This is a genomic window from Mycobacterium sp. EPa45 (assembly GCF_001021385.1).
Taxonomy (GTDB): domain Bacteria; phylum Actinomycetota; class Actinomycetes; order Mycobacteriales; family Mycobacteriaceae; genus Mycobacterium.
The window spans coordinates 3,953,503-3,977,769 of record NZ_CP011773.1; the positions used below are offsets into that span (position 1 = coordinate 3,953,503).

General features: G+C 66.5%; 20 protein-coding genes and 1 other RNA gene. 10 read left to right on the forward strand and 11 right to left on the reverse strand.

What is annotated here, in order from left to right:
* Positions 1 to 22: 22 nt before the first annotated feature.
* Complete coding sequence (locus AB431_RS18935; protein WP_047331232.1) at positions 23 to 487, reverse strand: RDD family protein; 465 nt, start codon at positions 485 to 487, stop codon at positions 23 to 25.
* A gap of 180 nt (positions 488 to 667) precedes the next feature.
* On the opposite strand from AB431_RS18935, the gene glnA (AB431_RS18940) reads away from it, so the two are divergent.
* The 4 genes from glnA (AB431_RS18940) (at position 668) to AB431_RS18955 (ending at position 5,645) form a co-directional block, all read left to right on the forward strand.
* On the forward strand, positions 668 to 2,104 hold the full coding sequence (glnA, locus tag AB431_RS18940) for a type I glutamate--ammonia ligase (RefSeq protein WP_047331233.1): 1,437 nt from the start codon (positions 668 to 670) through the stop codon (positions 2,102 to 2,104).
* 475 nt (positions 2,105 to 2,579) lie between these two features.
* On the forward strand, positions 2,580 to 4,376 hold the full coding sequence (locus tag AB431_RS18945) for a sensor domain-containing diguanylate cyclase (protein WP_047331234.1): 1,797 nt from the start codon (positions 2,580 to 2,582) through the stop codon (positions 4,374 to 4,376).
* A 289-nt stretch (positions 4,377 to 4,665) separates the two neighbouring features.
* A complete protein-coding gene (locus tag AB431_RS18950) occupies positions 4,666 to 5,184 on the forward strand; it encodes a DoxX family protein (RefSeq protein ID WP_047331235.1) in 519 nt (172 codons plus the stop codon).
* Positions 5,185 to 5,219: 35 nt separating this feature from the next.
* Positions 5,220 to 5,645, forward strand: coding sequence for a DoxX family protein (locus tag AB431_RS18955; protein WP_047331236.1), 426 nt, complete (start codon positions 5,220 to 5,222; stop codon positions 5,643 to 5,645).
* On the opposite strand, the gene AB431_RS18960 is transcribed toward AB431_RS18955, so the two are convergent.
* The 7 genes from AB431_RS18960 to AB431_RS18990 all read right to left on the reverse strand — a co-directional run bounded on the left by AB431_RS18960 (position 5,642) and on the right by AB431_RS18990 (position 16,209).
* Complete coding sequence (locus AB431_RS18960) at positions 5,642 to 6,502, reverse strand: TIGR03619 family F420-dependent LLM class oxidoreductase (protein WP_047333580.1); 861 nt, start codon at positions 6,500 to 6,502, stop codon at positions 5,642 to 5,644. The two genes, AB431_RS18955 and AB431_RS18960, sit on opposite strands and share 4 nt — an antisense overlap.
* Positions 6,499 to 7,125 carry a PaaI family thioesterase gene (locus tag AB431_RS18965; protein WP_047331237.1) on the reverse strand — a complete coding sequence of 209 codons (627 nt, stop codon included), beginning with the start codon at positions 7,123 to 7,125 and terminating at the stop codon, positions 6,499 to 6,501. The genes AB431_RS18960 and AB431_RS18965 overlap by 4 nt, the downstream gene beginning before the upstream one ends.
* Before the next feature lie 7 nt (positions 7,126 to 7,132).
* Entirely contained in the window at positions 7,133 to 10,111 is a 2,979-nt protein-coding gene (locus AB431_RS18970) for a bifunctional [glutamine synthetase] adenylyltransferase/[glutamine synthetase]-adenylyl-L-tyrosine phosphorylase (protein WP_144418308.1), read from the reverse strand.
* Positions 10,112 to 10,129: 18 nt separating this feature from the next.
* Positions 10,130 to 11,470, reverse strand: a complete 1,341-nt coding sequence (gene glnA, locus AB431_RS18975) for a type I glutamate--ammonia ligase (protein ID WP_047331238.1) — start codon at positions 11,468 to 11,470, stop codon at positions 10,130 to 10,132.
* A 117-nt stretch (positions 11,471 to 11,587) separates the two neighbouring features.
* Complete coding sequence (locus tag AB431_RS18980) at positions 11,588 to 13,129, reverse strand: alpha/beta hydrolase (RefSeq protein ID WP_144418309.1); 1,542 nt, start codon at positions 13,127 to 13,129, stop codon at positions 11,588 to 11,590.
* Positions 13,130 to 13,211: 82 nt separating this feature from the next.
* Entirely contained in the window at positions 13,212 to 14,756 is a 1,545-nt protein-coding gene (locus tag AB431_RS18985; protein ID WP_047333583.1) for an alpha/beta hydrolase, read from the reverse strand.
* A gap of 58 nt (positions 14,757 to 14,814) precedes the next feature.
* Positions 14,815 to 16,209, reverse strand: a complete 1,395-nt coding sequence (locus tag AB431_RS18990; protein WP_047333584.1) for a wax ester/triacylglycerol synthase family O-acyltransferase — start codon at positions 16,207 to 16,209, stop codon at positions 14,815 to 14,817.
* 172 nt (positions 16,210 to 16,381) lie between these two features.
* On the opposite strand from AB431_RS18990, the gene panB reads away from it, so the two are divergent.
* Entirely contained in the window at positions 16,382 to 17,224 is an 843-nt protein-coding gene (gene panB, locus AB431_RS18995) for a 3-methyl-2-oxobutanoate hydroxymethyltransferase (RefSeq protein WP_047331239.1), read from the forward strand.
* Here panB and AB431_RS19000 read toward each other — a convergent pair.
* Complete coding sequence (locus tag AB431_RS19000) at positions 17,221 to 18,003, reverse strand: enoyl-CoA hydratase/isomerase family protein (protein WP_047331240.1); 783 nt, start codon at positions 18,001 to 18,003, stop codon at positions 17,221 to 17,223. The genes panB and AB431_RS19000 overlap by 4 nt on opposite strands.
* Before the next feature lie 191 nt (positions 18,004 to 18,194).
* Here AB431_RS19000 and AB431_RS19005 point away from each other — a divergent pair, with 191 nt between their 5' ends.
* From AB431_RS19005 to AB431_RS29605, 5 genes are all read left to right on the forward strand, one after another.
* A complete protein-coding gene (locus AB431_RS19005; RefSeq protein ID WP_047331241.1) occupies positions 18,195 to 18,929 on the forward strand; it encodes a DUF1989 domain-containing protein in 735 nt (244 codons plus the stop codon).
* Positions 18,926 to 19,537 carry an urea amidolyase associated protein UAAP2 gene (locus AB431_RS19010; protein WP_047331242.1) on the forward strand — a complete coding sequence of 204 codons (612 nt, stop codon included), beginning with the start codon at positions 18,926 to 18,928 and terminating at the stop codon, positions 19,535 to 19,537. The genes AB431_RS19005 and AB431_RS19010 overlap by 4 nt, the downstream gene beginning before the upstream one ends.
* Positions 19,534 to 21,534 (forward strand): 5-oxoprolinase/urea amidolyase family protein, encoded by a 2,001-nt coding sequence (locus AB431_RS19015; protein WP_047331243.1) that lies wholly within the window; start codon positions 19,534 to 19,536, stop codon positions 21,532 to 21,534. The genes AB431_RS19010 and AB431_RS19015 overlap by 4 nt, the downstream gene beginning before the upstream one ends.
* Before the next feature lie 35 nt (positions 21,535 to 21,569).
* Positions 21,570 to 23,075 (forward strand): CYTH and CHAD domain-containing protein, encoded by a 1,506-nt coding sequence (locus AB431_RS19020; protein WP_047331244.1) that lies wholly within the window; start codon positions 21,570 to 21,572, stop codon positions 23,073 to 23,075.
* Positions 23,076 to 23,266: 191 nt separating this feature from the next.
* Entirely contained in the window at positions 23,267 to 23,581 is a 315-nt protein-coding gene (locus AB431_RS29605) for a hypothetical protein (protein WP_052960326.1), read from the forward strand.
* A 9-nt stretch (positions 23,582 to 23,590) separates the two neighbouring features.
* On the opposite strand, the gene AB431_RS19030 is transcribed toward AB431_RS29605, so the two are convergent.
* Both AB431_RS19030 and rnpB read right to left on the reverse strand, forming a co-directional pair.
* On the reverse strand, positions 23,591 to 23,779 hold the full coding sequence (locus tag AB431_RS19030; protein WP_047331245.1) for a CDGSH iron-sulfur domain-containing protein: 189 nt from the start codon (positions 23,777 to 23,779) through the stop codon (positions 23,591 to 23,593).
* An 83-nt stretch (positions 23,780 to 23,862) separates the two neighbouring features.
* Positions 23,863 to 24,254: RNase P RNA component class A (gene rnpB / locus AB431_RS29720), an RNA gene on the reverse strand.
* Positions 24,255 to 24,267 lie beyond the last annotated feature (13 nt).

Here is a 24,267-nt window from a genome sequence, read left to right on the forward strand (position 1 = left end):
CACCGGGGTGTGACAGAATCGTTCAGCGCCGAACGACGGCCGTCGCCGTCAGCCGATCCTGCAGACCGCGGCCATCGGCGTCGGTGAACAGCCCAGGAATCACCAGCGACAGCAGCAGGCCTCGCCCGATCGCCCGGCCGCTGCCGACGTGCTGGCGGTTGTCGACCGGGATCACCATCAGCCCGAGCGCGTACTGCCCCGGTGTGAACCCGAACAGCCGCACGGACAGCACACCCAACACAAACCAGATGCCCAGGACCGCGGTCGACAGCACCGAGACACTGATGAGACCCAGCGTCATCCCCAGCGCCGCCAGGCCGTAGGCAATCAACCAGTCGATCAGCAGCGCCAGGAAACGCCGACCCGACCGCGCCAGCGAACGCGGCCCGGACTCCGGTAGGCCTAACCCCCGGCCAGGCCAGTCAGCGGCGTCACCCGGCTTCACCGGTTCCGGTCCGGACAGCCAGGATCCGATTTCACGCGCCATGGCCCCAGGATATGCGGACCAGCGGCAACCCCCCGTCCCGCGCCGCAGGCCCATTGCGTAACGTCGGCGCAACATGAGCTTGACGACCGTGCAACATCGGATCCATACCGTCAGCCGCGGGTTAACAAACTCACGTGCCGATCCCTGCGTCAAACCGGCTGCACCGAAGGAGTTAGTAAGTTGGCAGAAAAGAACGCTGACGACCTGTTCAAGCTGATCAAGGACGAGAAAGTCGAGTACGTCGACATCCGGTTCTGCGATCTGCCTGGTGTGGTCCAGCACTTCTCCATCCCCGCCTCAGCGTTCGACGAGAGCGTTTTCGAGGACGGCTTGGCGTTCGACGGTTCATCCGTGCGCGGCTTCCAGTCGATCCACGAGTCCGACATGCTGCTGCTGCCAGATCCCGTCACTGCGCGCATCGACCCCTTCCGCGCGGCGAAGACCCTGAACCTCAACTTTTTCGTGCACGACCCCTTCACCCGTGAGGCCTACTCGCGCGACCCGCGCAATGTGGCCCGCAAGGCGGAGAACTACCTGATCAGCACCGGCATCGCCGACACCGCCTACTTCGGCGCCGAGGCCGAGTTCTACATCTTCGACTCGGTGAGCTTCGATTCGAAGATCAACGGCACCTTCTACGAGGTCGACTCCGAGTCCGGCTGGTGGAACTCCGGTGAGCCGTTCGAGGCCGACGGATCGGCCAACCGCGGTTACAAGGTGCGCCCCAAGGGCGGCTACTTCCCGGTGGCGCCGTACGACCACTACGTCGACCTGCGCGACGACATCACCACGAACCTGCAGAACGCCGGCTTCACGATCGAGCGCGGTCACCACGAGGTGGGTACCGCGGGTCAGGCCGAGATCAACTACAAGTTCAACACGCTGCTGCATGCGGCCGACGACGTATTGCTGTTCAAGTACATCGTCAAGAACACCGCGTGGGCGGCCGGCAAGACCGTCACCTTCATGCCGAAGCCGCTGTTCGGCGACAACGGGTCGGGCATGCACGTGCACCAGTCGCTGTGGAAGGACGGCAAGCCGCTGTTCCACGACGAGTCGGGCTACGCCGGCCTGTCGGACATCGCCCGCCACTACATCGGCGGCATCCTGCACCACGCGCCGTCGCTGCTGGCGTTCACCAACCCGACGGTGAACTCCTACAAGCGCCTGGTGCCGGGCTACGAGGCTCCGATCAACCTGGTCTACAGCCAGCGCAACCGGTCTGCCGCCGTGCGCATCCCGATCACCGGCAACAACCCGAAGGCCAAGCGCCTCGAGTTCCGCGCACCGGACAGCTCGGGCAACCCGTACCTGGCGTTCGCGGCGATGATGATGGCCGGCCTGGACGGCATCAAGAAGAAGATCGAGCCGCAGACGCCGGTGGACAAGGACCTCTACGAACTGCCCCCGGAGGAAGCCGCCAACATCCCGCAGGCGCCGACCTCGCTGTCGGCGGTGATCGACCGCCTCGAGGACGATCACGAATACCTCACCGAGGGTGGCGTTTTCACGCCCGACCTGATCGAGACGTGGATCTCCTACAAGCGTGAGAACGAGATCATGCCCGTCCAGATCCGGCCTCACCCCTACGAGTTCGCGCTGTACTACGACGTCTAAGTCGGCTAATACGCTGACCGATTGATACGGCCTCAATAGGCCCTGCTGGTCCGCAGTTGGTCCGCGGAGCTTCGTAACGAGTCCATCCGTTCGGCGATCACACTTCCGATTGTCGAGCGGGTGGACTCGTCTGCATCAGGCCATGGGCATACCTCGACGATTACGCTTCTGGGGCTTGATGTACATCTCGGCGGCTGGGGAGGTACCAGCGGCACCTGATAACTGCGCACGGGATAGCACGCACGGAGCGCGAGTGTGTTGCGTATTTGTACGCCATCGGTGACCTTGGCCTCTAGGTCGGGACGTCCGCCGACCGCGACGATGACGCGACGAAAGTCGCGCTGTGCCGGTTCGGGAGGGCATGGTGATCGAGCGGTCTACGGATCCACAAGATGACTGGCGATCCCTCCGTCGGGTTGCTCGGCCTGGGGTGCGACGTTGTTCTCGGGCACCGCTCGGGGGAGGGAGTCGGCCGATGGACAACCCCGACATCGGCGGTGCACTGGAACCGGTGCCGTTGGCTCGATGGGGCCGCGCCGCGGTTGTGGTCGTGTTTGTTGTTGCTGCCTTGGACTGGGTGGGCTGGGCCACTGGCGTCCACGAGTTGACGCGCATCTACCCAACGTGGCCGCAGATGACGCCGTGGACGGCGGTGTGGCTGGCGGCACTGGGGGTTGCGATCCTGGTGCAGTTGGGTCAGCCGTCGCGCAGTCGGGTGTGGGTGGGGCGTGGCGTGGCCATGGTGGTGGGTGCGCTGGGCGTCGTGGTTCTCCTGGAGTACGCGACTGCCAGGTCGTGGGGCGTGGACCAGGTGTGGTTCGCAGACGCGGTACGTACCTTGCAGTCGTCCTGGCCTGGGCGTCCCAGCCCGCAGACCACGTTGTCGGTCTTGTTCCTGGCTGGTGCTATCGGGCTGGTGCGACTGGATCGCCGCTGGGTCGGGGTGGTCTGGCCGTTGTGCATAGTCGGTGGCGGAGCCATCCCGCTTGTCTCGGTGTCGGCATACCTGTTTGGTGCGATGGCGCTGGTGGATGTCAGGCCGTCAACCGGCCAGGCAATCTCGACTGCGCTGGCATTATTGCTGCTCGTCGCGGCGACGGCGGTGGTCCGCCCTGACCGGCCTCCGCTGGGCTGGCTGCTCGCCCGACACGATCGGGAGCCTCTAGTTCGGTTGTATGGCCTTGCCGTCGGCTTTCCGATCCTGGTTGCGTTGTCGCGCCTGGCCTTCCTGGCCATGGGCCGTAGCGAGAATGAGGCCTTTGCGCTGTCGGTAATCACGTGCACGGTCGTCGCTCTGCTGGTCGGGTTTCACCTACGCCGTCAAGAACAGGATGTGTTGATCGAGAAGGAGCAGCTGAGCAGGGAACGCGCTGATGCTGAAGAGCGGTATCACATCCTCGCCGACAACGCGGTCGACATCATCGTTCACCTTCGCGGCACCCGGATCGTATGGGTCTCGCCGTCAGTAGAGGCTGCATTGGGCAGGCCGCCTCAGCGGTGGATCGGCTCGGACATCCGACGTCAGATCCATCCTGACGACCTCGACGCACTCTCAACCGTGCTGCAGCGGATCGCCGGCGGCGAAGCGGTTGTGCAACGGTTCCGGGTCCGCGCTGCCGACGGTGGTTACCACTGGGTCGATGGCCACGGGAAGCCCTATGTGGATGCTGAAGGCCATACGGATGGGCTGATCGCCGCACTGCGTATCGTCGATGATCGAGTCCAGATTGAGCAGCAACTCGAACGGTTGGCCCGCTTTGACACGCTCACCGGACTCGCAAACCGTGCCGAGGCACTGGACCGCCTCCAATCCGCTCTGGAGCAACCTCAGGCTCCGGGAACCCACCTCGGCATCCTGTTCTGCGACGTCGACCACTTCAAGGACATCAATGACACCTGGGGACACGGTACGGGCGATGCCGTGCTTACCACGTTGGCAGCCCGGATCCGCGAGTGTGTCCGTCAGGGCGACACGGTTGGCCGGACGGGGGGTGACGAGATTCTCGTCGTGTTGCCCGGCCTGCGCAGCATCGATGAGCTCGCCCAGATCGGCGAGAAGATTCGTTGTCGTACCGCCGAACCGATCCACGTATCCGGGAACACGATCCACGCGACATTGAGCATCGGTGCCGCTATCGCCCTTACCGGCGAGCCCGCTTCCTCGATCACCGCCAGGGCAGACGCGGCCATGTACCAAGCCAAGTCAGGAGACAGAAACGCAGTCATCATGGTCGAACCACCCCAGCGATCACGGCCCAAGGGGGTTCGGTGATCCGGGTTTCCGCTGGCGATCGTCACCGCCGGCGCGGGCTGCGTTCCGCCGGAACATGCTTTGCGGCAATCCTGAAGCGACCGCGTCGAGGACAGCGTCGATGGTGGCGGCAGGAGCGGGCCGAGCGAAGTAGTACACCTGCGGATTCAGGCACTTGATCGACCTCAAGCGGACACCCGCTCGGAAAGCGTTGGCGGGTAGGAATTCTCGACGGTGGACAGGCCGGCTTTTACCGCCTGGATCGCCCGAGCTCTCGAAATAAAGAGGACTCTGCGCGTAAGGTCAACCTATGGCGACCAACTTCGACGCACGGCTCGCGAGCTACTCCACCCCCGCCCTGAGCATCTTCCGGATCGTGTTCGGACTGGCGTACACGATCCACGGTTCGCAGAAACTGTTCGGTTGGCCGGTCGCGGCCCCCGCACCCATCGCGGTCGGCGACTGGCCGATGTGGTGGGCCGCGTTGATCGAATTCATTGCCGGGCTTCTCATCACAATCGGGTTGTTCACTCGGATCGCGGCGTTCATCGCCTCCGGAGAGATGGCGGTGGCGTATCTCTGGATGCACTGGCCGCCGCTCGAAGGCCCCAAGGGCAGCTTCTGGCCGCTGGCCAACAACGGCGAACCGGCGCTGCTGTACTGCTTCGGCTTCCTGGCCATCGCCGCGCTCGGTGCGGGCTCCATTTCGGTCGACGCGCGCCGCCGCGGCCGCGTCGGCGCGGGCGGGATGGCGTCCGCGGGTTACTCGACCGGGCGGCCCGTCAGACGCGCCGGCCTGCTGAGCCGGTTCCGCCGCCCGCGCTACTGAGCGGCCGCACGACCGAAGCCCAGTATGGTTGGCGCATGACGCAGAGACTCGACGCTCGCATCGACCGCTACCAGCCCGCCGTCCTGTCCGTGTTCCGGATCTTCTTCGGTCTGCTATTTCTGTTCGAAGGCCTGTCGAAGGTCTTCAATTGGCCCGCAAGCTATTCGATCCCGACTGGATCGTGGCCGGTCTGGTATGCCGGCATTCTGGAACTGATTCTCGGCACACTGATCACCGTCGGTCTGTTCACCCGGATCGCCGCGTTCATCGCCTCCGGAGAAATGGCGTTCGCCTACTTCATGGAGCATTTCGGCAAGAACCCGCACGACGCCCCCGGTGGTGGCTTCTGGCCCGTCGTCAACGGTGGCGAGCTGGCTGTCGCACTGTGCTTCGGCTTCCTGCTGCTGGTCTTCACCGGCGGCGGCGCCTACGCGCTCGATGCCGTTCGCGGCAGGCGCTAGGCGTCCAGCGCCAGATCCTTGCGGAAACGCCGCATCCCGTCGATCTTGTCGGCCAGCGAGGCGTCGGGTCCGGAGTAGAACATCCACGGCATCGTCACGATGCCGGTGATGCCAGCCGCCGCGGCCCGCTCGTAGTGCGGGATCGTGAACGCATCGGTCAACGGCGTCAGGACCTCGTAACCGTCCATGCTCAGGCCGTTTTCGGCACGCAGCTCACGCAGCTTGTCGACTCGGACAATCGCTTGGTCGAGACTGATCAGGTCGCCGATCCAGCCGTCGAGCCGGGCAGCCCGCCGCAGCGCGATGTCCGACAGTCCCCCGCTGTAGATCGGGATGTGCGGCGGCGTGGGCATCATCTCCAGGCGCGGGGTCTGGTAGAACTCGCCGTCGAACTCCGTCCACCCGGGCTGCCACAGCGCCCGCATCAGTTCGATCATCTCGTCGGTGCGCTTGCCCCGTTTGGCGAACTGCTGGCCCATCAACGTGAACTCTTCTTCGCACCAGCCGACACCGATGCCGAGCTCGACCCGCCCGTCGGCCAGATATGCCGCGGTGCCAATGGATTTCGCCGCCGAATACGGGTCCCGCATGCCGGGGATGTACACCGTGGTCACGAACTTGATCTGCCGGGTGGCCTGCGCCAGGGCGCCGACCAGCACCCACGGATCCGGCCAATCGGTGAACGGCTGCCAGCGCCGCTCGCCGTCCTTGGTGTACGGGTACGGCGTGGCCAGGGTTTCGAGGTTCACCACGTGGTCGGGGATGCCGAGGCCCTCATACCCAAGATCGTCGGCGGCCTTCGCGATCTCGACGGCCTCGCGCGTCTCCAGAAACGCAACGCTCACATAGAACTTCATCCTGCGTCCCTCGCCCACGCCGGCATGATGAAAACTCCTTCTGCTTCGACGGTTGGCCCCTGCGCGTCGGCAAGAAATCCGCGCGCGTAGGTCTTGTAGCCTTCGGTGCGCTCATGCCACGCCTCACCACGCAACGGCCCCAGCGGCGTGCCCCGCAGGTACTTCAGCGTGATCGTGCCGGTGAACTTCGGCTTGCTGAGCTGACTGGTGGCGGCTTCGCCGAGGAGCTGGTCGAGCAGCAAGGCGCAGATGCCGCCGTGCACCAACCCGGGTGGTCCTTCGTACACCGGCCCAAGAGTGAATTCGGTCCAGCACCGGCCTTCTTCATGATGGGTGATCATCGGCGGCGCGAGCGGATTATGCCGGCCCACAGCGGGATTGCGCCATACCACCGGCAGTCCCGACTCCTCATGCCGCAGAATCCGCGGCCGGTCGGTCGGGGTACGTTCCAGGATCTCGCTGACCTCGTCGATCGTCTGGCGGGCACGCTGAATGGTCTCGGCGTCAGCCCCGCTGTGCAGGCTGGCATCGATCAGTCTGCGCAATGCCTCCGCGAGCGGCTCGTGCAGCGCCTTGACCCGGTCGTACTCGTCGGCGCTGATCACGCCAAATTCAAAATCCATTCCCGACCTAACTTCCGAACACTCTGAGCACCACGGCTTTTGCCCGCCGCGTCACCCGAAGATAGTTGTCCAAAAACTCTCCGCCATCATCGTTGTGCCAGCCCGCGGCCACCGCGACCGCGTTGAGCTGCCTGCCGGGGCCGGGCAGCTGGTCAGTCGGCTTGCCGCGCACCTGCACCAGCGCGTTGCGGGCCTTGGTCGCCGTCAGCCAGGCCTGACGCAACAGGTCGACGTCCTCTTCGGCGAGCAGTTCGGCGGCACCGATGGCGTCCAGCGTCTCCAATGTCGAGGTGTTGTGCAGCGCAGGCACCTCGTGGGCGTGCCGCAGCTGAAGCAGCTGCACCGTCCACTCGACGTCGGCCAGGCCACCGCGGCCGAGCTTGGTGTGGGTGTTCGGATCGGCCCCGCGCGGTAGCCGCTCGGCGTCCACCCGCGCTTTGATGCGCCGAATCTCCCGCACAGCCTCAGCCGACACGCCACCGGCCGGGTAACGCGTCTTGTCCGCCATCAGCACGAAGCGGACCCCGAGATCCGGGTCGCCGGCCACCGGATGTGCGCGCAGCAGCGCTTGGACCTCCCATGGCTGCGCCCACTGCGAGTAATACGCCTCGTACGAGGACAGGGTGCGCACCAGTGGACCCTGCCTGCCTTCCGGCCGCAGGTTGGTGTCGACCTCCAAAGGCGGGTCGGCGCTGGGTGTTCCGAGCAACGTACGCACCTGTTCGGCGATCACCACCGACCACTTCACGGCGCGCGACTCCTCGACGCCGGGATTCGGTTCACAGACGAACATGACGTCGGCGTCGGAGCCGTAGCCGAGCTCCCTTCCGCCGAGCCGACCCATACCGATTACCGCGATCTTGGCCGGGACGACACCGTCGGCAGGAGTGTTCGCGCGGATCACCACCTCGAGCGCCGACTGCAGCACCGCCGCCCAGACCGATGTCAGGGCCGCGCAGACGTCCCGGACCTCGAGCAAGCCCAACAGATCAGCCGATGCCACCCGCGCCAGCTCCCGGCGCCGCAACGTGCGCGCCGCCGCAATCGCCCGCATGGGATCGGCATGCCTGCCGCTCGACGCGATCAGTGCCTTGCTCACGCTTTCGACGTCGACGTCGCACAACTTGGGTCCGGACGGACCGTCGGCGTACTGCTGGATCACCTCCGGCGCGCGCATCAACAGCTCCGGCACGTACGCCGAGGTTCCCAGAACCCGCATCAAACGCTTGGCGACCGCGCTCTCGTCGCGCAAAGTGCTCAGATACCAACGATGTTCGGACAGCGCCTCGCTGACCCGCCGGTAGGCCAGCAGCCCGCGGTCGGGATCGGGGGTATCCGACAGCCAATCCAGCAGCCGAGGCAGCAACACCGACTGCACCCGGCCGCGACGGCCGCTCTGGTTGACCAGGGCGCTCAGATGCGTCAAAGCGCTTTGTGGGCCTTCGTATCCCAGCGCGGCCAGCTGCCGTTCGGCGGCCGCCGGGGAAAGTCCGGCCGCGAAGCCTTCGACCGACGGGCCCACCGACTCGAGCAGCGGTTGGTAAAAGAGCTTGGCGTGCAACCGCGAGACCCGCACGTTCTGGCGCTTGAGCTCTTCACGCAGCACGCCCAGCGAGTCGTGGGTGCCGTCGGGCCGCATGTGCGCCGCTCGGGCCAGCCAGCGCAGCGCCTCCTCGTCCTGCGGCGGCGGCAGCGTGTGAGTTCGCTTGAGGCGCTGCAACTGCAGGCGGTGCTCCAGCAACCGCAGGAATTCATAGGAAGCGGTCAAGTTCGCGGCATCGTCGCGGCCGACGTAACCGCCTTCCGCCAACGCCGCAAGCGCCGGAACCGTGGACGCAACGTGCAGTGACTCGTCGGTGCGGCCGTGCACCAATTGCAAGAGCTGAACGGCAAATTCGACGTCACGCAGCCCGCCGGTGCCCAATTTGATCTCACGGTCGCGAAGTTCGGCGGGCACCAGTGCCTCCACCCGCCGGCGCATGGCCTGCACCTCGGGCACGAAATCCTCACGCTCACAGGCACTCCACACCATCGGCATGAGCGCAGCCATGTACTGACGCCCCAGCTCGACGTCGCCGACGGCAGGCCTGGCCTTGAGCAGAGCCTGGAATTCCCACGTCTTGGCCCACCTCTGGTAGTAGGCGACGTGCGACTCCAGGGTCCGCACCAGGGCGCCCTGCTTGCCTTCCGGGCGCAGGCCGGCGTCGACCTCGAAGAAAGTGTCCGACGCCAGCCGGATCATCTCCCCGGCGACGCGGGTGGCCACCGCGTCGGCCACCTCGCCGACGAAGATGACGTCCACGTCGCTGACGTAATTCAATTCGCGCGCACCGCATTTGCCCATCGCGATGACTGCGAGCCGAGGTGCCGGGGTGCCGTCCTTGCAGACCGTGGCCACCGCCACCTTCAAAGCGGCATCCAGTGCGGCGTCGGCGATGTCCGCGAGATGTTCGCCGATCGTGGAGAACGCAGGCACCGGCTCGTTCTCCACCGTGGGCGCCGTGTCGAGGGCGGCCAAGACCAACAGCCGATCGCGATAGAGGACGCGCAGTTGTGGCATGACCACCATTGGGTCCGTGCCGAATTCGGCGATCCGGTCGTCGAACAGCTGCCGCAGTCCGGCGACATCGGGCAGCGTCACATCACCGGAGAGCAAACGCCACGAGCGCGGGTTGGCCACCAGGTGATCGCCCAGGGCCAGCGAGGAACCGATCACCGCGAACAACCGGCCGCGCAGGCCGCGGTCGGAGAGCAGCGCGGAATTCAGCTCCGGCCAGTCGTCGCCCAGCGCCTCGGCCAGCCGGACCATCGTCTGCAGGGCCGAGTCGGCGTCGGGTGCACGCGACAGCGACCACAACAGTTCGACGTGTTCGTCGGTGTACCAGCCCAGTCTCGTCAGATCAGCAGCAGCGGTCGGCTCGACCAAACCGAGTCGGCCCACGCTCGGTACGCGTGGGCGCTGCGTCGCTGGTTTGGCCACGTGCACGACGGTATCGCACGGGTTTTACAGCGAGAGGTAAGCCTTCAACTCATACGGCGTGACGTTGCTGCGGTACTCCTCCCACTCCGCGCGCTTGTTGCGCAGGAAGTAGTCGAAGACGTGCTCGCCCAGTGCCTCGGCGACGAGCTCGGAATTCTCCATCTCCGACAGCGCGATGCCCAGGCTCGACGGCAGCTCCCGGTAGCCCATCGCGCGGCGCTCCTCGGGAGTCAGCGTCCACACGTTGTCCTCGGCCTGCGGGCCCAAGACGTAATTCTTCTCGATACCGCGCAGCCCGGCCGCCAGCAGGACAGCGAACGTCAGGTACGGGTTGCAGGCCGAGTCGGGGCTGCGTACCTCGATGCGTCGCGACGACGCCTTGCTCGGGGTGTACATCGGCACCCGCACCAGCGCCGAGCGGTTGGCCGCACCCCACGATGCCGCGGTGGGCGCCTCACCGCCGTGCACCAGCCGCTTGTAGGAGTTGACCCACTGATTGGTGATCGCGCTGATCTCACTGGCGTGCTCGAGAATGCCTGCGATGAACGACTTCGCGACATCGGAGAGCTGCAGCGGATCGTCGGCGCTGTGGAAGGCGTTGGTCTCGCCCTCGAACAGGCTCATGTGGGTGTGCATGGCCGAGCCGGGGTATTCGGCGAACGGCTTGGGCATGAACGACGCCCGCACTCCCTCACCGAGGGCCACCTCTTTGATGAGGTAACGGAACGTCATCACGTTGTCGGCCATCGACAGTGCGTCGGCGTAGCGCAGGTCGATCTCCTGCTGGCCGGGCGCACCCTCGTGGTGGCTGAACTCGACCGAGATACCCATCTGCTCCAGCGCGTCGATGGCGTGCCTGCGGAAGTTCGGCGCCGAATCGTGGACGGCCTGGTCGAAGTAGCCGCCGTTGTCGGCCGGCACCGGCACGGAGCCGTCGTACGGGCCCGGCTCGAGGAGGAAGAACTCGATCTCGGGGTGCACGTAGCAGGAGAACCCGAGATCGCTGGCCTTGGCGAGCTGACGACGAAGTACGTGGCGGCTGTCGGCCCACGACGGCGAGCCGTCGGGCATCGTGATGTCGCAGAACATCCGGGCCGAGTGGTGCTGACCCGAACTCGTGGTCCACGGCAACACCTGAAAAGTCGAGGGATCCGGGCGAGCGACGGTGTCGGATTCGAAGACCCGCGCGAAGCCCTCGATCGACGATCCGTCGAAGCCGATCCCCTCCTCGAACGCGCCTTCCAGTTCCGCGGGCGCGATCGCGACCGACTTCAGGTAACCGAGCACGTCGGTGAACCACAACCGGACGAACCGGATATCGCGTTCCTCCAGCGTGCGCAGCACGAATTCCTTCTGGCGGTCCATGAATGCGAGCGTATGCAGCGGGTGTTAATTCCGTGTTACGCAGGCGGTAAGAGCCGCATCACCAGGCCAATCGACGCCGTCTTCCGGATACTGAGCCGATCCACCGCCACCGCTAGCTCAGCAACGCAGGTTGGGGGGCACGATCTGGTCGACGAAGTACTTCACGATCGCCGAGTCGACGCATTCGTCGCCGTTGAACACGGCGGTGTGCTGAGTTCCCTCGAAGGTGATCAATGGTGCGTTGAGCTGGCGGGCCAGGTTGACGCCCGCCTCGTAGGGCGTGGCCGGGTCATGCGTCGTGGACACGACGACGACGCTGCCGGGCGGAGCGGGCGCCGCCGGGTGGGGTTGCGAGGTGGGCGGCACCGGCCAGAACGCACAGATGTCACGCGGCGCCAGCCCGGTGAACTGACCGTAGGACTGAAACGGCGCCAGTTCGCGGGTGCGCCGATCGATGTCGGCCCAGGTTGCCGGATCACCGGGAGTCGGACCGTCGACGCAACGCACGGCGTTGAACGCGTCCTGCCCATTGGTGTAGTGCCCGTAGGAATCGCGACCCTGGTACTCGTCGGCCAGCATCAACAGGTCACCGGCATCGGTCTTGCGCTGCAAGCCCAGCAGGCCACTCGTCAGGAACTTCCAATACTGCGGTGTGTAGAGGGCATTGAATGTTCCGGTGATCGCATCCTGATAACTCAGGCCGCGTGGGTCCGACGTCGGACCCGGCTTGGTCACCAGCGGGTCGACCAGCTCGTGGTACCTGTCGACCCAGTGCGCCGGGTCGGCGCCCAGCGGGCAGCCCGACGACTTCGCGCAGTCGGCGGCATAGTCGTTGAACGCCACCTGAAACCCGGTCATCTGCTGGATGATCGAGTCGACGGTGTTCTCGGTGGGGTCGATGGCCCCGTCCAGAACCATCGTGCGCACCCGGTCCGGGAACTTCTCCAGGTACGCGGTGCCCACCTCGGTGCCGTAGCTGAATCCGAGGTAGTTGATCTTGTCGTCGCCGAGAGCCTGGCGGACGGTGTCCATATCCTTTGCGGCCGAATCGGTTCCGACTCCGGCCAGGAAGGCGGCACCCATCTTGTCGGCGCACTCTTTGACGTAGTCGCGATTCAGCTGTTCGATCGCGGCCACCCCGGCCGGGCTGTAGTCGACCATTGGGTTACGCCGCCACGCGTCGAACTCGGCATCGGTTCGGCAGCGCACCGACGGCGTCGAATAGCCGACACCGCGGGGGTCGAAGCCGACGATGTCGAAGTGTTCGGCGATCGGACTGCCTGCCAACGCGACGGCCATTCCGGCGGCCGAGTTCACCGCGGAGGCGCCGGGTCCGCCAGGGTTGACGAACAGCGCGCCGATCCGTCGACCGCTTGCCGGAACCTTGATGACCGCCAACTGTGCTTGCGGCCCAGTGGGATCGGCGTCGGTGTACGGCACCGGCACGACTCCGCACTGCGCACTGGGGACGTCGCGGGTGTTGTCACCCAGGAAACGCTGACAGTTTCCCCACGTGACCTGTGGCGCCGTCGTCTGACCGGCTCCCGGGTTCGGGGCCGCGACAGCAGACGGGGCCATGACACCGGCCGCCAGCGAAACACAGAGTGAACCCAAGAACACAGCCGAGCCAGGCCGACTCGTGCGTCCCATGGCAGTCATCGTCGCACGGCCGCGTACTCGGTATGACAGCGAGCCGGTCACACTCCGATCTCAGATCCTCATCACCAGCGGGTATTTCGCGTCAGCACGTGGCGCCGGGCGGTGGCAGCTTCAGGTCGACCAGGTACGCGGCCGCGTAGTTGTCCACGCAGGTGTTGCCCTGGAACACCACCGTGTGCTGAGTTCCGTTGAAGGTCAGCAGCGCGCCGCCGAGCTGCTTGGCCAGGTCGACGCCGGCCTGATACGGCGTGGCCGGGTCGTTGGTGGTGGACACCACCAGAACCGGAGGCAGCCCCGGTGCCTTGACCGAATGCGGCGTACTGGTCGGCGGCACCGGCCAGAACGCGCACGTGCTCAGCGGGGCATGTCCGGTGAAGTCGCCGTAGCTCATGAACGGCGCGACCTCGCGCATCTTCTTGTCTTCGGCGATCACCTTGTCGCGGTCGGTGATCGGCGGCTGGTCCACGCAGTTCACCGCGATGCGTGCGTCGGTGGCGTTGGTGTAGTGCCCCTTCGCGTCACGGCGCATATACATGTCGGCCAGCGCCAGCATGGTGTCGCCGCGGCCGTTGGTCATCTCGGTCAGCCCCTGTGTGAGGTGCCGCCACAGGTTGGGCGAATAGAGCGCCATGATCGTGCCGATGATCGCGTCGCTGTAGCTCAGGCCGCGCGGATCGGTGGTCGGCAGCGGCTTGTCGACGAGCGGGTCGACCAGGCTGCGGTACACGTCGACCGCCTTGTCGGCGTCGTTACCCAACGGGCAGCTCGGGTCTTTGACGCAGTCGGCGGCGTAGTCGTTGAAGGCCTGTTGGAACGCCGCGGCCTGATCGATATCGGCCTGGATCGGATCGGCGTTCGGGTCGACCGCCCCATCGAGGATCATCGCCCGCACCTTGTCCGGGAACGCCTCGGCGTACGCCGAGCCGATCCGGGTCCCGTAGGAGTACCCGAGGTAGGTGAGCTTGTCGTCGCCGACGGCGGCGCGCAACGCTTCCAGATCCTTCGCGACATTGGCGGTGCCGATGTTCTCGAGGAAGTTCTTGCCCATCTTGTCGACACAGCGCTGGACGAAGGCCTTGGTCTCGCCCTCGATGTGCTCGATGCCCTTCGGGCTGTAGTCGACCTGCGGGTCGGCCCGGAGGCGGTCGTTGTCGGCATCGGAGTTGCACCACAGCGCCGGGGTCGACGCGCCGACACCGCGGGGGTCGAAGCCGACCATGTCGAAGCTCTGCCGGACATTGCTCGGCAGGTTCTCCACGATGCTGGACGCGGCTTCGATACCCGACTCGCCCGGGCCGCCGGGGTTGATGATCAGCGAGCCGATCTTCTGACCGGTCGCCGGGAAGCGGATCAGCGCGAGCGTCGCCGCGGGACCGTCGGGCTCGGCGTAGTCGACCGGCACGGCGATCTTGCCGCACTGCGCACCGGCCGGGATCGGCAACGAATTGCCCCCGCCGCCGCCGGCCACCCGGCACGGCCCCCACTGCACCGGCTGACCGACCTGCGGTCCGGCGAGCACGGCCGTCCCCGTCACCGTCGAGCTGCAGCCGGCACTCACGACGAGAGCGGCCACGGCGGGAAGCACCAGGGCGGTGCGGACAGCGCGCGGTCGGCGGGCAAGGCTCATGGCAAACATGCTGCCATGCTCAGCTGGGGTGCCTCGCATTCCGACCCGCCCGGGCGGCTCACTTGGTGGCGTCGAGCAGTTCCTTCATGCCCACGGCGAAGTCATCGGCCATATCCCAGAGATCCGGCAACAGTTCGGGGCAGCTGATCAGTCCGACGTCGAGTTTCCCGTTGAGCGACATCACCGTGATGTTGAGACCCGAACCATGGAAGATCGGTCCGAGCGGGTACATCGCGCTCACCTCGGCGCCCAGGAAGTACAGGGGTATCTGCGGCCCGGGCACATTGGACACCACGAGGTTGTGCACCGGGCGGGACTCGGTCAGGCTGCTGCGGGCGTAGACCCGCATGGCGACACCGAAGACAGCCGGGCCTGCGAACTGGCTCCAGTCCTGCAGCAGGGTCGCCCCGATGGCGGAGCTGTGTTCCTTGGCGGTGGTGTTCGCCGTGGCGATCGCCTTGAGGCGCTCGGCCGGATCCGCGATGTGGGTCTCCAGCTTGGTGAACATGCCGGACACCTGATTGCGGCCCGGGCGGTCCGAGCGATCGTGCACCGATACCGGAACCATCGCCACCAGCGACGACTCGGGGAGCTCGTCACGGTCGAGGAGGAACTGTCGCAAGACCCCGGCGACCAGGGCCATCACCACATCGTTGAGCTTGACGTTGAAGTGGTTCTTGACCGTCTTGATGTCCTCGAGGTCCAGCTCGGCGAACGCGACGTTGCGGTGGGCGGTGACGCTGGCGTTGAACTTGGTCTGCGGCGCCGCGAACGGGGCTGCCATCGCCCGCCCGCCGACCGCGCGCTGGACGGTGTCCACGACAGTCGTGATGGTGGCGGGCAGCACCCTGGTGGCCAGCGTCAGGGGCCGGGTGGCGAAGCGGCCGAGCCCACCCAGCGCGATGCGCAATTGGTTGGTGTCCCCCTGCCCTTCGACCGGGTCGGGCGGCGGGGCGTCGGGTTCGGTGCTGCACAGCTGGGACATCAGGTTGGCACCGGTCACCCCGTCGACGGCGGCGTGATGAACCTTGGTCAGCACGGCAAGCCGGCCGCCCTTGCGCGCGTCGGTACCGCCGACGCCCTCGATGACCCAGGTTTCCCACAGCGGGTGACGGCGATCCAGGGGCAGTGACGCGAGATGCCCGCAGATCTCCCCCAATTCGACTCGACCGCCGGGTGCCGGCAGTCCGATGCGATGCAGATGGCGGTCGATGTCGAAGTGCTCGTCCTCCACCCACACCGGATGGTCGAGATTGAGGAAGCTGTTGGCGAGCCGTTCGCGGAAACTCGGAATTGCCTTGACGCGCAAGGCCAATTCGTCACGCAGCCGCTCGAAGCTATAACCCCCGGGAATCGTGGAGGCGTCGAGCTCCAATATCGAACACACATGCAATGGCTGGGAGGGCGTTTCGAGATAGAGGAAGCTGGCGTCGAGACCGCTGAGCCGCTGCAGGTGTTGCACCATGCCGCCGATGGTATGCCGGTGAACCGAGGACAGGTGTGAGAAAGTCCACTTCACTCTGCCGTTCACCTTGCGGTCCGGTGGTGGCACACTGGAAGGCGTCAACGAACCCGGGGACCCGGATGGGCCTCGAGGATCGACAAAGACGATCTTAGGGACACAGATGTCTGAACAGACTGTCTACGGCGGCGCCAGCTTGCCATCCGTTTCGCGCACGAAGGTCCGCACGCACCACCTATTGAAGTGGAAGTCCGAAGGACACAAGTGGGCGATGCTCACCGTCTACGACTACTCCACCGCCCGAGCATTCGACGAGGCCGGCATCCCGGTGCTGCTGGTCGGCGATTCCGCCGCCAACGTCGTCTACGGCTACGACACCACGGTTCCGATCTCGGTCGACGAGCTGATCCCCCTCGTCCGCGGGGTCGTCCGCGGCGCCGAGCATGCGCTCGTCGTCGCCGACCTCCCGTTCGGTAGTTACGAGGAAAGCCCCCGCCAAGCCCTCGCGACCGCCACCCGCTTCATGAAGGAGACCGGCGCACACGCGGTCAAGCTCGAGGGCGGCGAGCGGGTCGCCGATCAGATCGCGACGCTCAGCGCCGCCGGCATCCCGGTGGTCGCCCACATCGGCTTCACCCCGCAGAGCGTCAACGGTCTGGGCGGGTTCCGCGTCCAGGGCCGCGGTGACGCCGCAGAGCAGACCATCCACGACGCGATCGCGGTCCAGGAGGCCGGCGCCATCGCCGTCGTGATGGAAATGGTGCCCGCCGAGCTGGCCACCCAGATCACCGGCAAGCTGACGATCCCGACGATCGGCATCGGCGCCGGGCCGAACTGCGATGCGCAGGTGCTGGTCTGGCAGGACATGGCCGGACTCACCAGCGGCAAAACCGCCAAGTTCGTCAAGCGATTCGGTGACGTCGGCGGCGAATTACGCCGGGCAGCAATGCAATACGCCGAAGAGGTGGCGACCGGTGCGTTCCCGGCCGAGGAGCACAGCTTCTAGCTGAATTCGGGGGCGCGCTTGTTCAGGAACGCGTCAATACCCTCGCGGCCGTCCGCACTGTCGGCGCACGCGGCGATCAGCCGGCCTTCGAGTTCCATCTGCTCCTCGAGCCCGCTGCCGAAGGTGGTGAGCATCAGCTTCTTCACCGCCGCGCTGGAACCCCTTGCGGCAGAAGCAATTTTTTCCGCCAGCGCCTGAGCGCGCGCCTCGAGGCCATCGGCCGGGACGACCTCGTTGACCAGTCCCCATTCCGCGGCTTCGGCCGCTTTCAGCGTCCGGTTGGTGAGCATCAGTTCCTGGGTGCGGCGCACACCGATGATCCGCGGCAAGAAGTACGAGGAGCTGCCGTCCGGGCTCAGCCCGGCCCTGGTGTAAGCCATGGTGAACGACGCGGTGTCGGCGGCCAGTACCAGATCCCCCGCGATCGCCAGACTGAACCCGGCGCCCGCGGCCACCCCGTTGACGGCGGTGATCACCACGGCGTCCATCCGGGCCAGCGTCGAGATGGCGCGGTGCAGGTCGTCGGCGATGCCCTTGACGAACCGGCCCGGGCCCAGCGGGGAGGCCGCCATCGCTTTGAGGTCTCCCCCGGCGCAGAAGAAGCGGCCGGCTCCGGCGAGGATGACGGCTTTCGTCTCCGCCACGTCGCAGCGCGCCGCGACCTCTGCTAGTTCGGCGGTCATGACGTCGTTCATGCCGTTGGCTGCGTCGGGCCGGTTCAGCACGATCCGTGCGATGGGGCCGGATTGCTCGAAGGACAACATCTGGTAGTCGCTCACGGTTGCGAACGTTAGCAACCCAGGATTTCCAGGGCTCCAGCGGCAGACACCCGCAGGTGATCGCCGGCTTCGAATACCTGTCACTTGATCGAAATCCAGTCAATCCACTCGTTACATCGGCGACATTCCCCGGGAACCGCGCATGAGAAAACTTTCAGTTGACAGGTAATCGGCTCGACTCAGGAGTGCACATGACGACCGCGTCGACCGACGGCGCTCGCACACACGCCCGTTCCCAGGCGAGCGAGGCCAGCATGCGGGTGCCTCCCCTGCCCGACGGCGTAGACGGTGCCCGGCTCGTGTGGGCCGAGACCGTGCCGGCGCAGTCCTACGCAACCCGGGTGCTGGGCCGCGGCACCCGCCTGCGGCTGGCCGATCCCGACGGTGGCGCCTGCGCACACCTGCTGCTGTTCCGGGCCGACGCCTCGTGGGAGCGGCTGAACGTCGCCGACACCATGAAGGTCCCGTGGCAGGCCTACCTCGGCGTGGGCCACCCGCTGCTCTCCGATCAGGGCCGCCTGCTCGCGACCGTCGTCGCCGATACCTCCGGCCACCACGACCTGCTCTGCGGATTGCCCCCGGCGGGCCAGCCCACGATGCTGCTGGCCGCGATCAAGCACGGCATGGACATTCGCGATGTGGCACCGTCGGCGACGCTCTTCAAGGGTGTCCGAGTCGAGGATTCCGGCGCATGTGTGTTCACCGGATCCGCCGGACCCGGCGCGGCTATCGAGCTCCTGATCCATCTGCCCGTGGTCGTCGCGGTGGTGAACACCGCCCACCCGCTGGACCCGCAGCCCGAGGTGACCGACCTCGACATCGTGGCCTGGCGCGCCGAGGAGGAACTGACCACACCGGTCAACGATGACCCTGAATACCTCCGAGCCCTGTTCAACACCGAATCCACTTGGGCGGCAGCACAATGATTGTGGACGAGATCGTCGCGGCCCGCGCACCGTGGTCGAAGATCCTGCGCGCCGGCCAGCGCCTGCAGATCATCGACCTGCACGGAAACCAGGCGGTGGACACCCTGTTCTATGGGGTCACCGGCGACACGGTCGACCCCGCGGCACGCTACAGCGCGCAGGCGACCATCGCCGCGCAGCGCAGCATCTTCCTGACCACCGGCTCGGTGCTGCGGGCCGCCGACGGCAGACCGCTGGTGACGATCGTCGCCGATGAGGTCGGCAACCACGACACCATTGCGGGCGCCTGCTCCAAGGAGTCCAACACCTTGCGCTACGGCCACCACACCGTGCATCAACACGCCTGCGCGGAGAACTTCCTCGCCGAAGGCGCCAAATGGGGAATGGGCAAGCGCGACATCGTCTCCAACGTCAACTTCTTCATGAACGTGCCCGTCGAGGCCGACGGCACGCTGGGGATTGTCGACGGCCTGTCGGCGCCGGGCAAGTCGCTGACGGTCCGCGCCGACACCGACACCCTGGTGCTGGTGTCGAACTGCCCCCAGATCAACAACCCCTGCAACGGGTTCGACCCGACCCCGGTGCGGATGGTGATCACCGCCTCATGACCCAACTCGAGGTGCAGCGGCCGGGTCTGCTGACCACCGTGCAGGACTGGCCCGGGCGCGTCGGCTTCTGGCACGTCGGAGTGCCGCCGTCGGGCCCGATGGACGACCTGTCCTTTCGACTCGGCAACCGGGTGCTCGGCAACCCCGAGGGTATGGCGGGCCTGGAATGCACGAAAGTCGGCCCGGCACTTCGCTTTCCCGACGGCGCGCGGATCTGCGTCACCGGGGCGGCCGCGCCGGTGACCCTCGACGGTGAACCGGTGCCGCAATGGCAGTCGGTCACCGTACCGCCGGGCGGTCTGCTGGACATCGGTGCGGTCGACGGCCCGGGCATGCGCTGCTACGTGTTAGTCGCCGGCGGTATCTGTGAGCCCGAATATCTCGGCAGCACAGCGACATTCACCCTTGGCTGCTTCGGCGGCCACGACGGCCGCCCGTTGCTTACCGAGGACGTGCTGACCATCGGTGATGATCCCGGCCCGGCCTCGGCCAGGCCGGCCCGCGCCGCCTTCGACGAGCAGCCCGCGATCGGTCACCGTTGGCAGGTCGCCGTCACCGAGGGTCCGCACGGTGCACCGGAGTTCTTCACCCGCGCCGACATGGCGACGATCGTCAGCACCGACTACACCGTGCACTTCAATTCGGATCGCACCGGGGTGCGGCTGATGGGCCCCAAGCCCCAGTGGGCCCGCACCGACGGCGGCGAAGCCGGCTTGCACCCGTCGAACATCCACGACAATGCTTACTGCGTAGGCACTTTGGACTTCACCGGCGATACGCCGATCCTGCTCGGCCCGGACGGCCCCAGCCTGGGCGGGTTCGTCTGCCCGGTGACCGTCGTGCGAGGCGACCGCTGGAAACTCGGGCAGATGGCGCCCGGCGACACCGTGCGATTCGTGCCGGTGCGCGCCGACCGCGCGCCGTCACTGGGCAGTATCGCCGCCGACCGCCGGGCGTCGATGCCGCTGGTGATCTCGACCTCCAGCGACGCCGACGACGGTGTGCTGACCCGTTTCGTCGGTGCCGAAGGAACCGATGTGACCGTGCGCCGCGACGGTGACGGCGGCGTGCTCGTCGAGTACGGCCCGATGGTGCTCGACTTGGCCATGCGCGCCCGGGTTCATGTTTTGTACGAATCACTCTCGGCCAGTGCGGTTCCCGGTGTCACCGAGTTGACCCCCGGGGTACGGTCGCTGCAGGTGCAGTTCGATCCGGCCGTACTGAGCACGCCCGAGTTGGTCGACTTGCTGGCTCGCACTGAGGAGTCGCTGCCGGCCACCGATCAGTTGGTCGTGCCCAGCCGCACCGTGCGGCTGCCGCTGTCGTGGGACGATCCGGCCACCCACGAAGCCATCCAGCGCTATATCCACGGCGTGCGCGCCGACGCGCCGTGGTGCCCGTGGAACATCGAATTCATCCGGCGCATCAACGGTTTGGCCGATGTGCAACAGGTGCACGACACCGTTTTCGACGCCCGGTATCTGGTGCTCGGCCTCGGTGACGTCTACCTCGGTGCGCCGGTGGCCACCCCGCTGGACCCGCGTCACCGCCTGGTCACCACGAAATACAACCCGGCACGCACCTGGACCCCGGAGAACGCCGTCGGGATCGGCGGGGCTTACCTGTGCATCTACGGCATGGAAGGCCCGGGCGGCTATCAGTTCGTCGGCCGTACCACCCAGGTGTGGAACCACCGGCATCCGCATGACGCCCGATCTTTCGAACCCGGAACCCCATGGCTCCTGCGCTACTTCGACCGGATCGGGTTCTATCCGGTCAGCGCCGAGGAGCTGCTCGACCTGCGCGCCGACATGGCCGCGGGCCGGGGTTCCGTTGACATCGTCGACGGAACCTTCTCGATGGCCGAGTACCAGCGCTTCCTGACACACAACGCCGAAAGCATCGCCGCGTTCCGGGGACAGCAGGCCGAGGCGTTCACCGCTGAGCGACGGGCCTGGGACCGGGCCGGGGAGTTCGCCGGGCAACTGGCCAGCTGACGCGGTGTTCATCTTGATGTGACACCCTGAGCGACATGGGTTCGGGCAAAGACCGTCATGTCGAAGTGGAGCGCAAGTTCGACGTCCCCGCGGGAACGGTGTTCCCGTCATTCGACGGCCTCTCAGCGGTGGGGCGCGTCGAGCGGCAGCCGGCGCAGTCGCTGGACGCGGTGTACTTCGACACACCCGGCCGAGACCTCAACGCCCACCGGATCACGCTCCGCCGCCGCACCGGGGGCCCCGATGCCGGCTGGCACCTGAAGCTGCCCGCCGGCCCCGATGCCCGCACCGAGGTGCACGCGCCGCTGGACGGCACCGCCGAGGGCGGCGAATCCGTGCCCGATGATTTGCTCGACATCGTCCTCGCCATCGTGCGGGACCGTCCGCTGGGGCCGGTGGCTCGGATCTCGACGACCCGCAACGTGATGATGCTCTACGACGGTGACGGCGCCGCGCTGGCCGAGTTCTGCGACGACGAGGTCAGCGCGTGGGCGCTCGGCTCGGGTGACGACGAGGAACAGCGCTGGCACGAGTGGGAGCTGGAGCTTGTCGACGGCGAGATGGACGGCGGCCGCGACGTCCTCAAGCGACTGAGCAACCGCCTGCTCGACGCCGGTGCAGTACCGGCCGGCCACGGGTCGAAGCTGACGAAGGTCTTGGAGACCTCCGGCACCGGGCCGGACGTGCCCGAGGACAACGAGGTATCCGGCGATCCCGTACATCAGGCGGTGGCCGAGCAGGTCGACGAGCTGCTGGTGTGGGACCGGGCCGTACGGGCCGACACCTATGACTCGGTCCACCAGATGAGGGTGACGACCCGCAAGATCCGCAGCCTGCTGCAAGCGTCCGAGGAGGCCTTCGGCCTGAGCGATGACGCATGGATTCTCGATGAGCTGCGCCAGCTGGCCGGCGTGCTGGGTGTTGCTCGCGACGCCGAGGTGCTGGCCGAACGCTATGAGGCGGCGCTGGAGGCGCTGCCGGCCGATCTGGTCCGCGGCCCGGTGTACGAGCGTCTGGTCTCGGGGGCCCAGCGCAGCTATCAGGCCGGATTGCGGCGGTCGCTGAGCGCAATGCGTTCGACTCGCTACTTCCGGCTGCTCGATGCGCTGGAAGGACTGGTGGCCGCGCAACCGCCGCAGGCCGCGCCGGGCGAAGAGCCCAAGCCGGTCAGCATCAACTCGGCGTACAAGCGGGTGCGCAAGGCCGCCAGAAACGCCGAGCGGGCCACCGAGCACCGCGATGAAGCGCTACACCGGATTCGCAAGGGCGCCAAGCGACTTCGTTATGTCGCCGCGGCCACCGGCGAGCCTAAGGTGTCGGACCGGGCCAAGACAATTCAGACGCTGCTCGGCGACCACCAGGACAGCGTGGTCAGCCGCACGCACCTGGCTCAGCAGTCGCTGGCGGCGCACGCGGCCGGCGAGGACACGTTCACCTACGGCCTGCTCTACCAGCAGGAGGACGACCTCGCGCAGCGCTGCCGCGAACAGCTCGACGACGCGCTGAGCGCCTTGCGGAAGACGTTCAAGAAGACGCACTGAGCGAACGGACGAACCCGCTCCGAGTCGGTGGGCGTCATCGACGATCTGCTCCAATTCCGCCACGCCAACCGGGTATTCAGGCGCACCCATCAGGGCCGAAAGACCCTTTGCCGACCGGCGGCACGCGCGGAATATCGATGTTTTCGGCGACTACGAGCAGTACCCCGAACGCCGAAAGGGGTGACGAACCTATGACCACACTCAAAACACCCATCGGCACCGACGTCGTGAAGCGAACCCTTCTCGTCTTTGCGGCATTCGTCGGTGGGCTGATCACCATGCTCCCTCCGGTGCTTCTCGTGACCGGCGCGTTGTCGGTCGTCGAGGCTCAACCGCCACCGAACATCCCTACGGACGGATGCGGCGGCGCAGTCGTCTTCGGCAATGGGGGATCGCAATGCGATGGTCCCGTCCAGTCAGACGGCAGTTTCCAGCGCTGTGTCTCGGTATATGTGCTCGGAATCGGCGGCTGGAACTGCTTCGTCGTGTTTCCACCGCCACCGTAATGCGAATGGTCAGCTCGCAATGAAGCCTTCGCGCTTATGCGATCCGTCGCACATGGGCTTGTTGGCGGAGTGGCCGCATCGGCAAAGGAAGAGCTTCGCGGCTTCCTTGACGACGGTGCCGTCACTGGCCAGCACGATGGACTCGCCGTCGACTTGGAGCGGACCGTTTTCCAGGGCAGTGATCTTGACCTCGCTCATGCGCCCAATACTGCCTCAGGTCGACGCGTCCGGGTGCCGGCTTCGCTTCCTCCGAGTAAGAATGTCTCGACTGAGCCAAGGGGCGAACGAGTTGGCCTGTAAGCCGGATTCTGTCCCGCCCTGCCTCGGCTAACCGCGGCAGGGCGGCGGCGACCATCCATCTGGGCACACCGTCGCCGGGTGCCTCGAGCGGCCTACCCGCAGGCTCGGGCGAGCAGCCCTCGATCGCCTGCGCAGCCGCACCAGGTGCGGCCTCTTGGCCTTGCTTCGGGTGGGGTTTACCGAGCCATCCCGGTCACCCGGAATGCTGGTGCGCTCTTACCGCACCGTTTCACCCTTACCACCGCTACGGGTGGCGGTCTGTTTTCTGTGGCACTGTCCCGCGAGTCACCTCGGATTGCCGTTAGCAATCACCCTGCTCTGTGAAGTCCGGACTTTCCTCGACTCTAGGAGCCGCGGCCGCCCGGCCAACTCGTTCGCCTGAACAC

What these genes read in the sequence shown, in the direction of transcription:
- AB431_RS18985 (WP_047333583.1), bottom strand. Translation starts at nt 14,756, where the DNA reads ATGAGCCTTGCCCGCCGACCGCGCGCTGTCCGCACCGCCCTGGTGCTT.
- glnA (WP_047331238.1), bottom strand. Translation starts at nt 11,470, where the DNA reads ATGGACCGCCAGAAGGAATTCGTGCTGCGCACGCTGGAGGAACGCGAT.
- AB431_RS19010 (WP_047331242.1), top strand. Translation starts at nt 18,926, where the DNA reads ATGATTGTGGACGAGATCGTCGCGGCCCGCGCACCGTGGTCGAAGATC.
- AB431_RS18950 (WP_047331235.1), top strand. Translation starts at nt 4,666, where the DNA reads ATGGCGACCAACTTCGACGCACGGCTCGCGAGCTACTCCACCCCCGCC.
- AB431_RS18965 (WP_047331237.1), bottom strand. Translation starts at nt 7,125, where the DNA reads ATGGATTTTGAATTTGGCGTGATCAGCGCCGACGAGTACGACCGGGTC.
- AB431_RS19015 (WP_047331243.1), top strand. Translation starts at nt 19,534, where the DNA reads ATGACCCAACTCGAGGTGCAGCGGCCGGGTCTGCTGACCACCGTGCAG.
- panB (WP_047331239.1), top strand. Translation starts at nt 16,382, where the DNA reads ATGTCTGAACAGACTGTCTACGGCGGCGCCAGCTTGCCATCCGTTTCG.
- AB431_RS19030 (WP_047331245.1), bottom strand. Translation starts at nt 23,779, where the DNA reads ATGAGCGAGGTCAAGATCACTGCCCTGGAAAACGGTCCGCTCCAAGTC.
- AB431_RS29605 (WP_052960326.1), top strand. Translation starts at nt 23,267, where the DNA reads ATGACCACACTCAAAACACCCATCGGCACCGACGTCGTGAAGCGAACC.
- AB431_RS18980 (WP_144418309.1), bottom strand. Translation starts at nt 13,129, where the DNA reads ATGACTGCCATGGGACGCACGAGTCGGCCTGGCTCGGCTGTGTTCTTG.
- AB431_RS19005 (WP_047331241.1), top strand. Translation starts at nt 18,195, where the DNA reads ATGACGACCGCGTCGACCGACGGCGCTCGCACACACGCCCGTTCCCAG.
- AB431_RS18935 (WP_047331232.1), bottom strand. Translation starts at nt 487, where the DNA reads ATGGCGCGTGAAATCGGATCCTGGCTGTCCGGACCGGAACCGGTGAAG.
- AB431_RS18960 (WP_047333580.1), bottom strand. Translation starts at nt 6,502, where the DNA reads ATGAAGTTCTATGTGAGCGTTGCGTTTCTGGAGACGCGCGAGGCCGTC.
- AB431_RS18945 (WP_047331234.1), top strand. Translation starts at nt 2,580, where the DNA reads ATGGACAACCCCGACATCGGCGGTGCACTGGAACCGGTGCCGTTGGCT.
- AB431_RS19020 (WP_047331244.1), top strand. Translation starts at nt 21,570, where the DNA reads ATGGGTTCGGGCAAAGACCGTCATGTCGAAGTGGAGCGCAAGTTCGAC.
- AB431_RS18955 (WP_047331236.1), top strand. Translation starts at nt 5,220, where the DNA reads ATGACGCAGAGACTCGACGCTCGCATCGACCGCTACCAGCCCGCCGTC.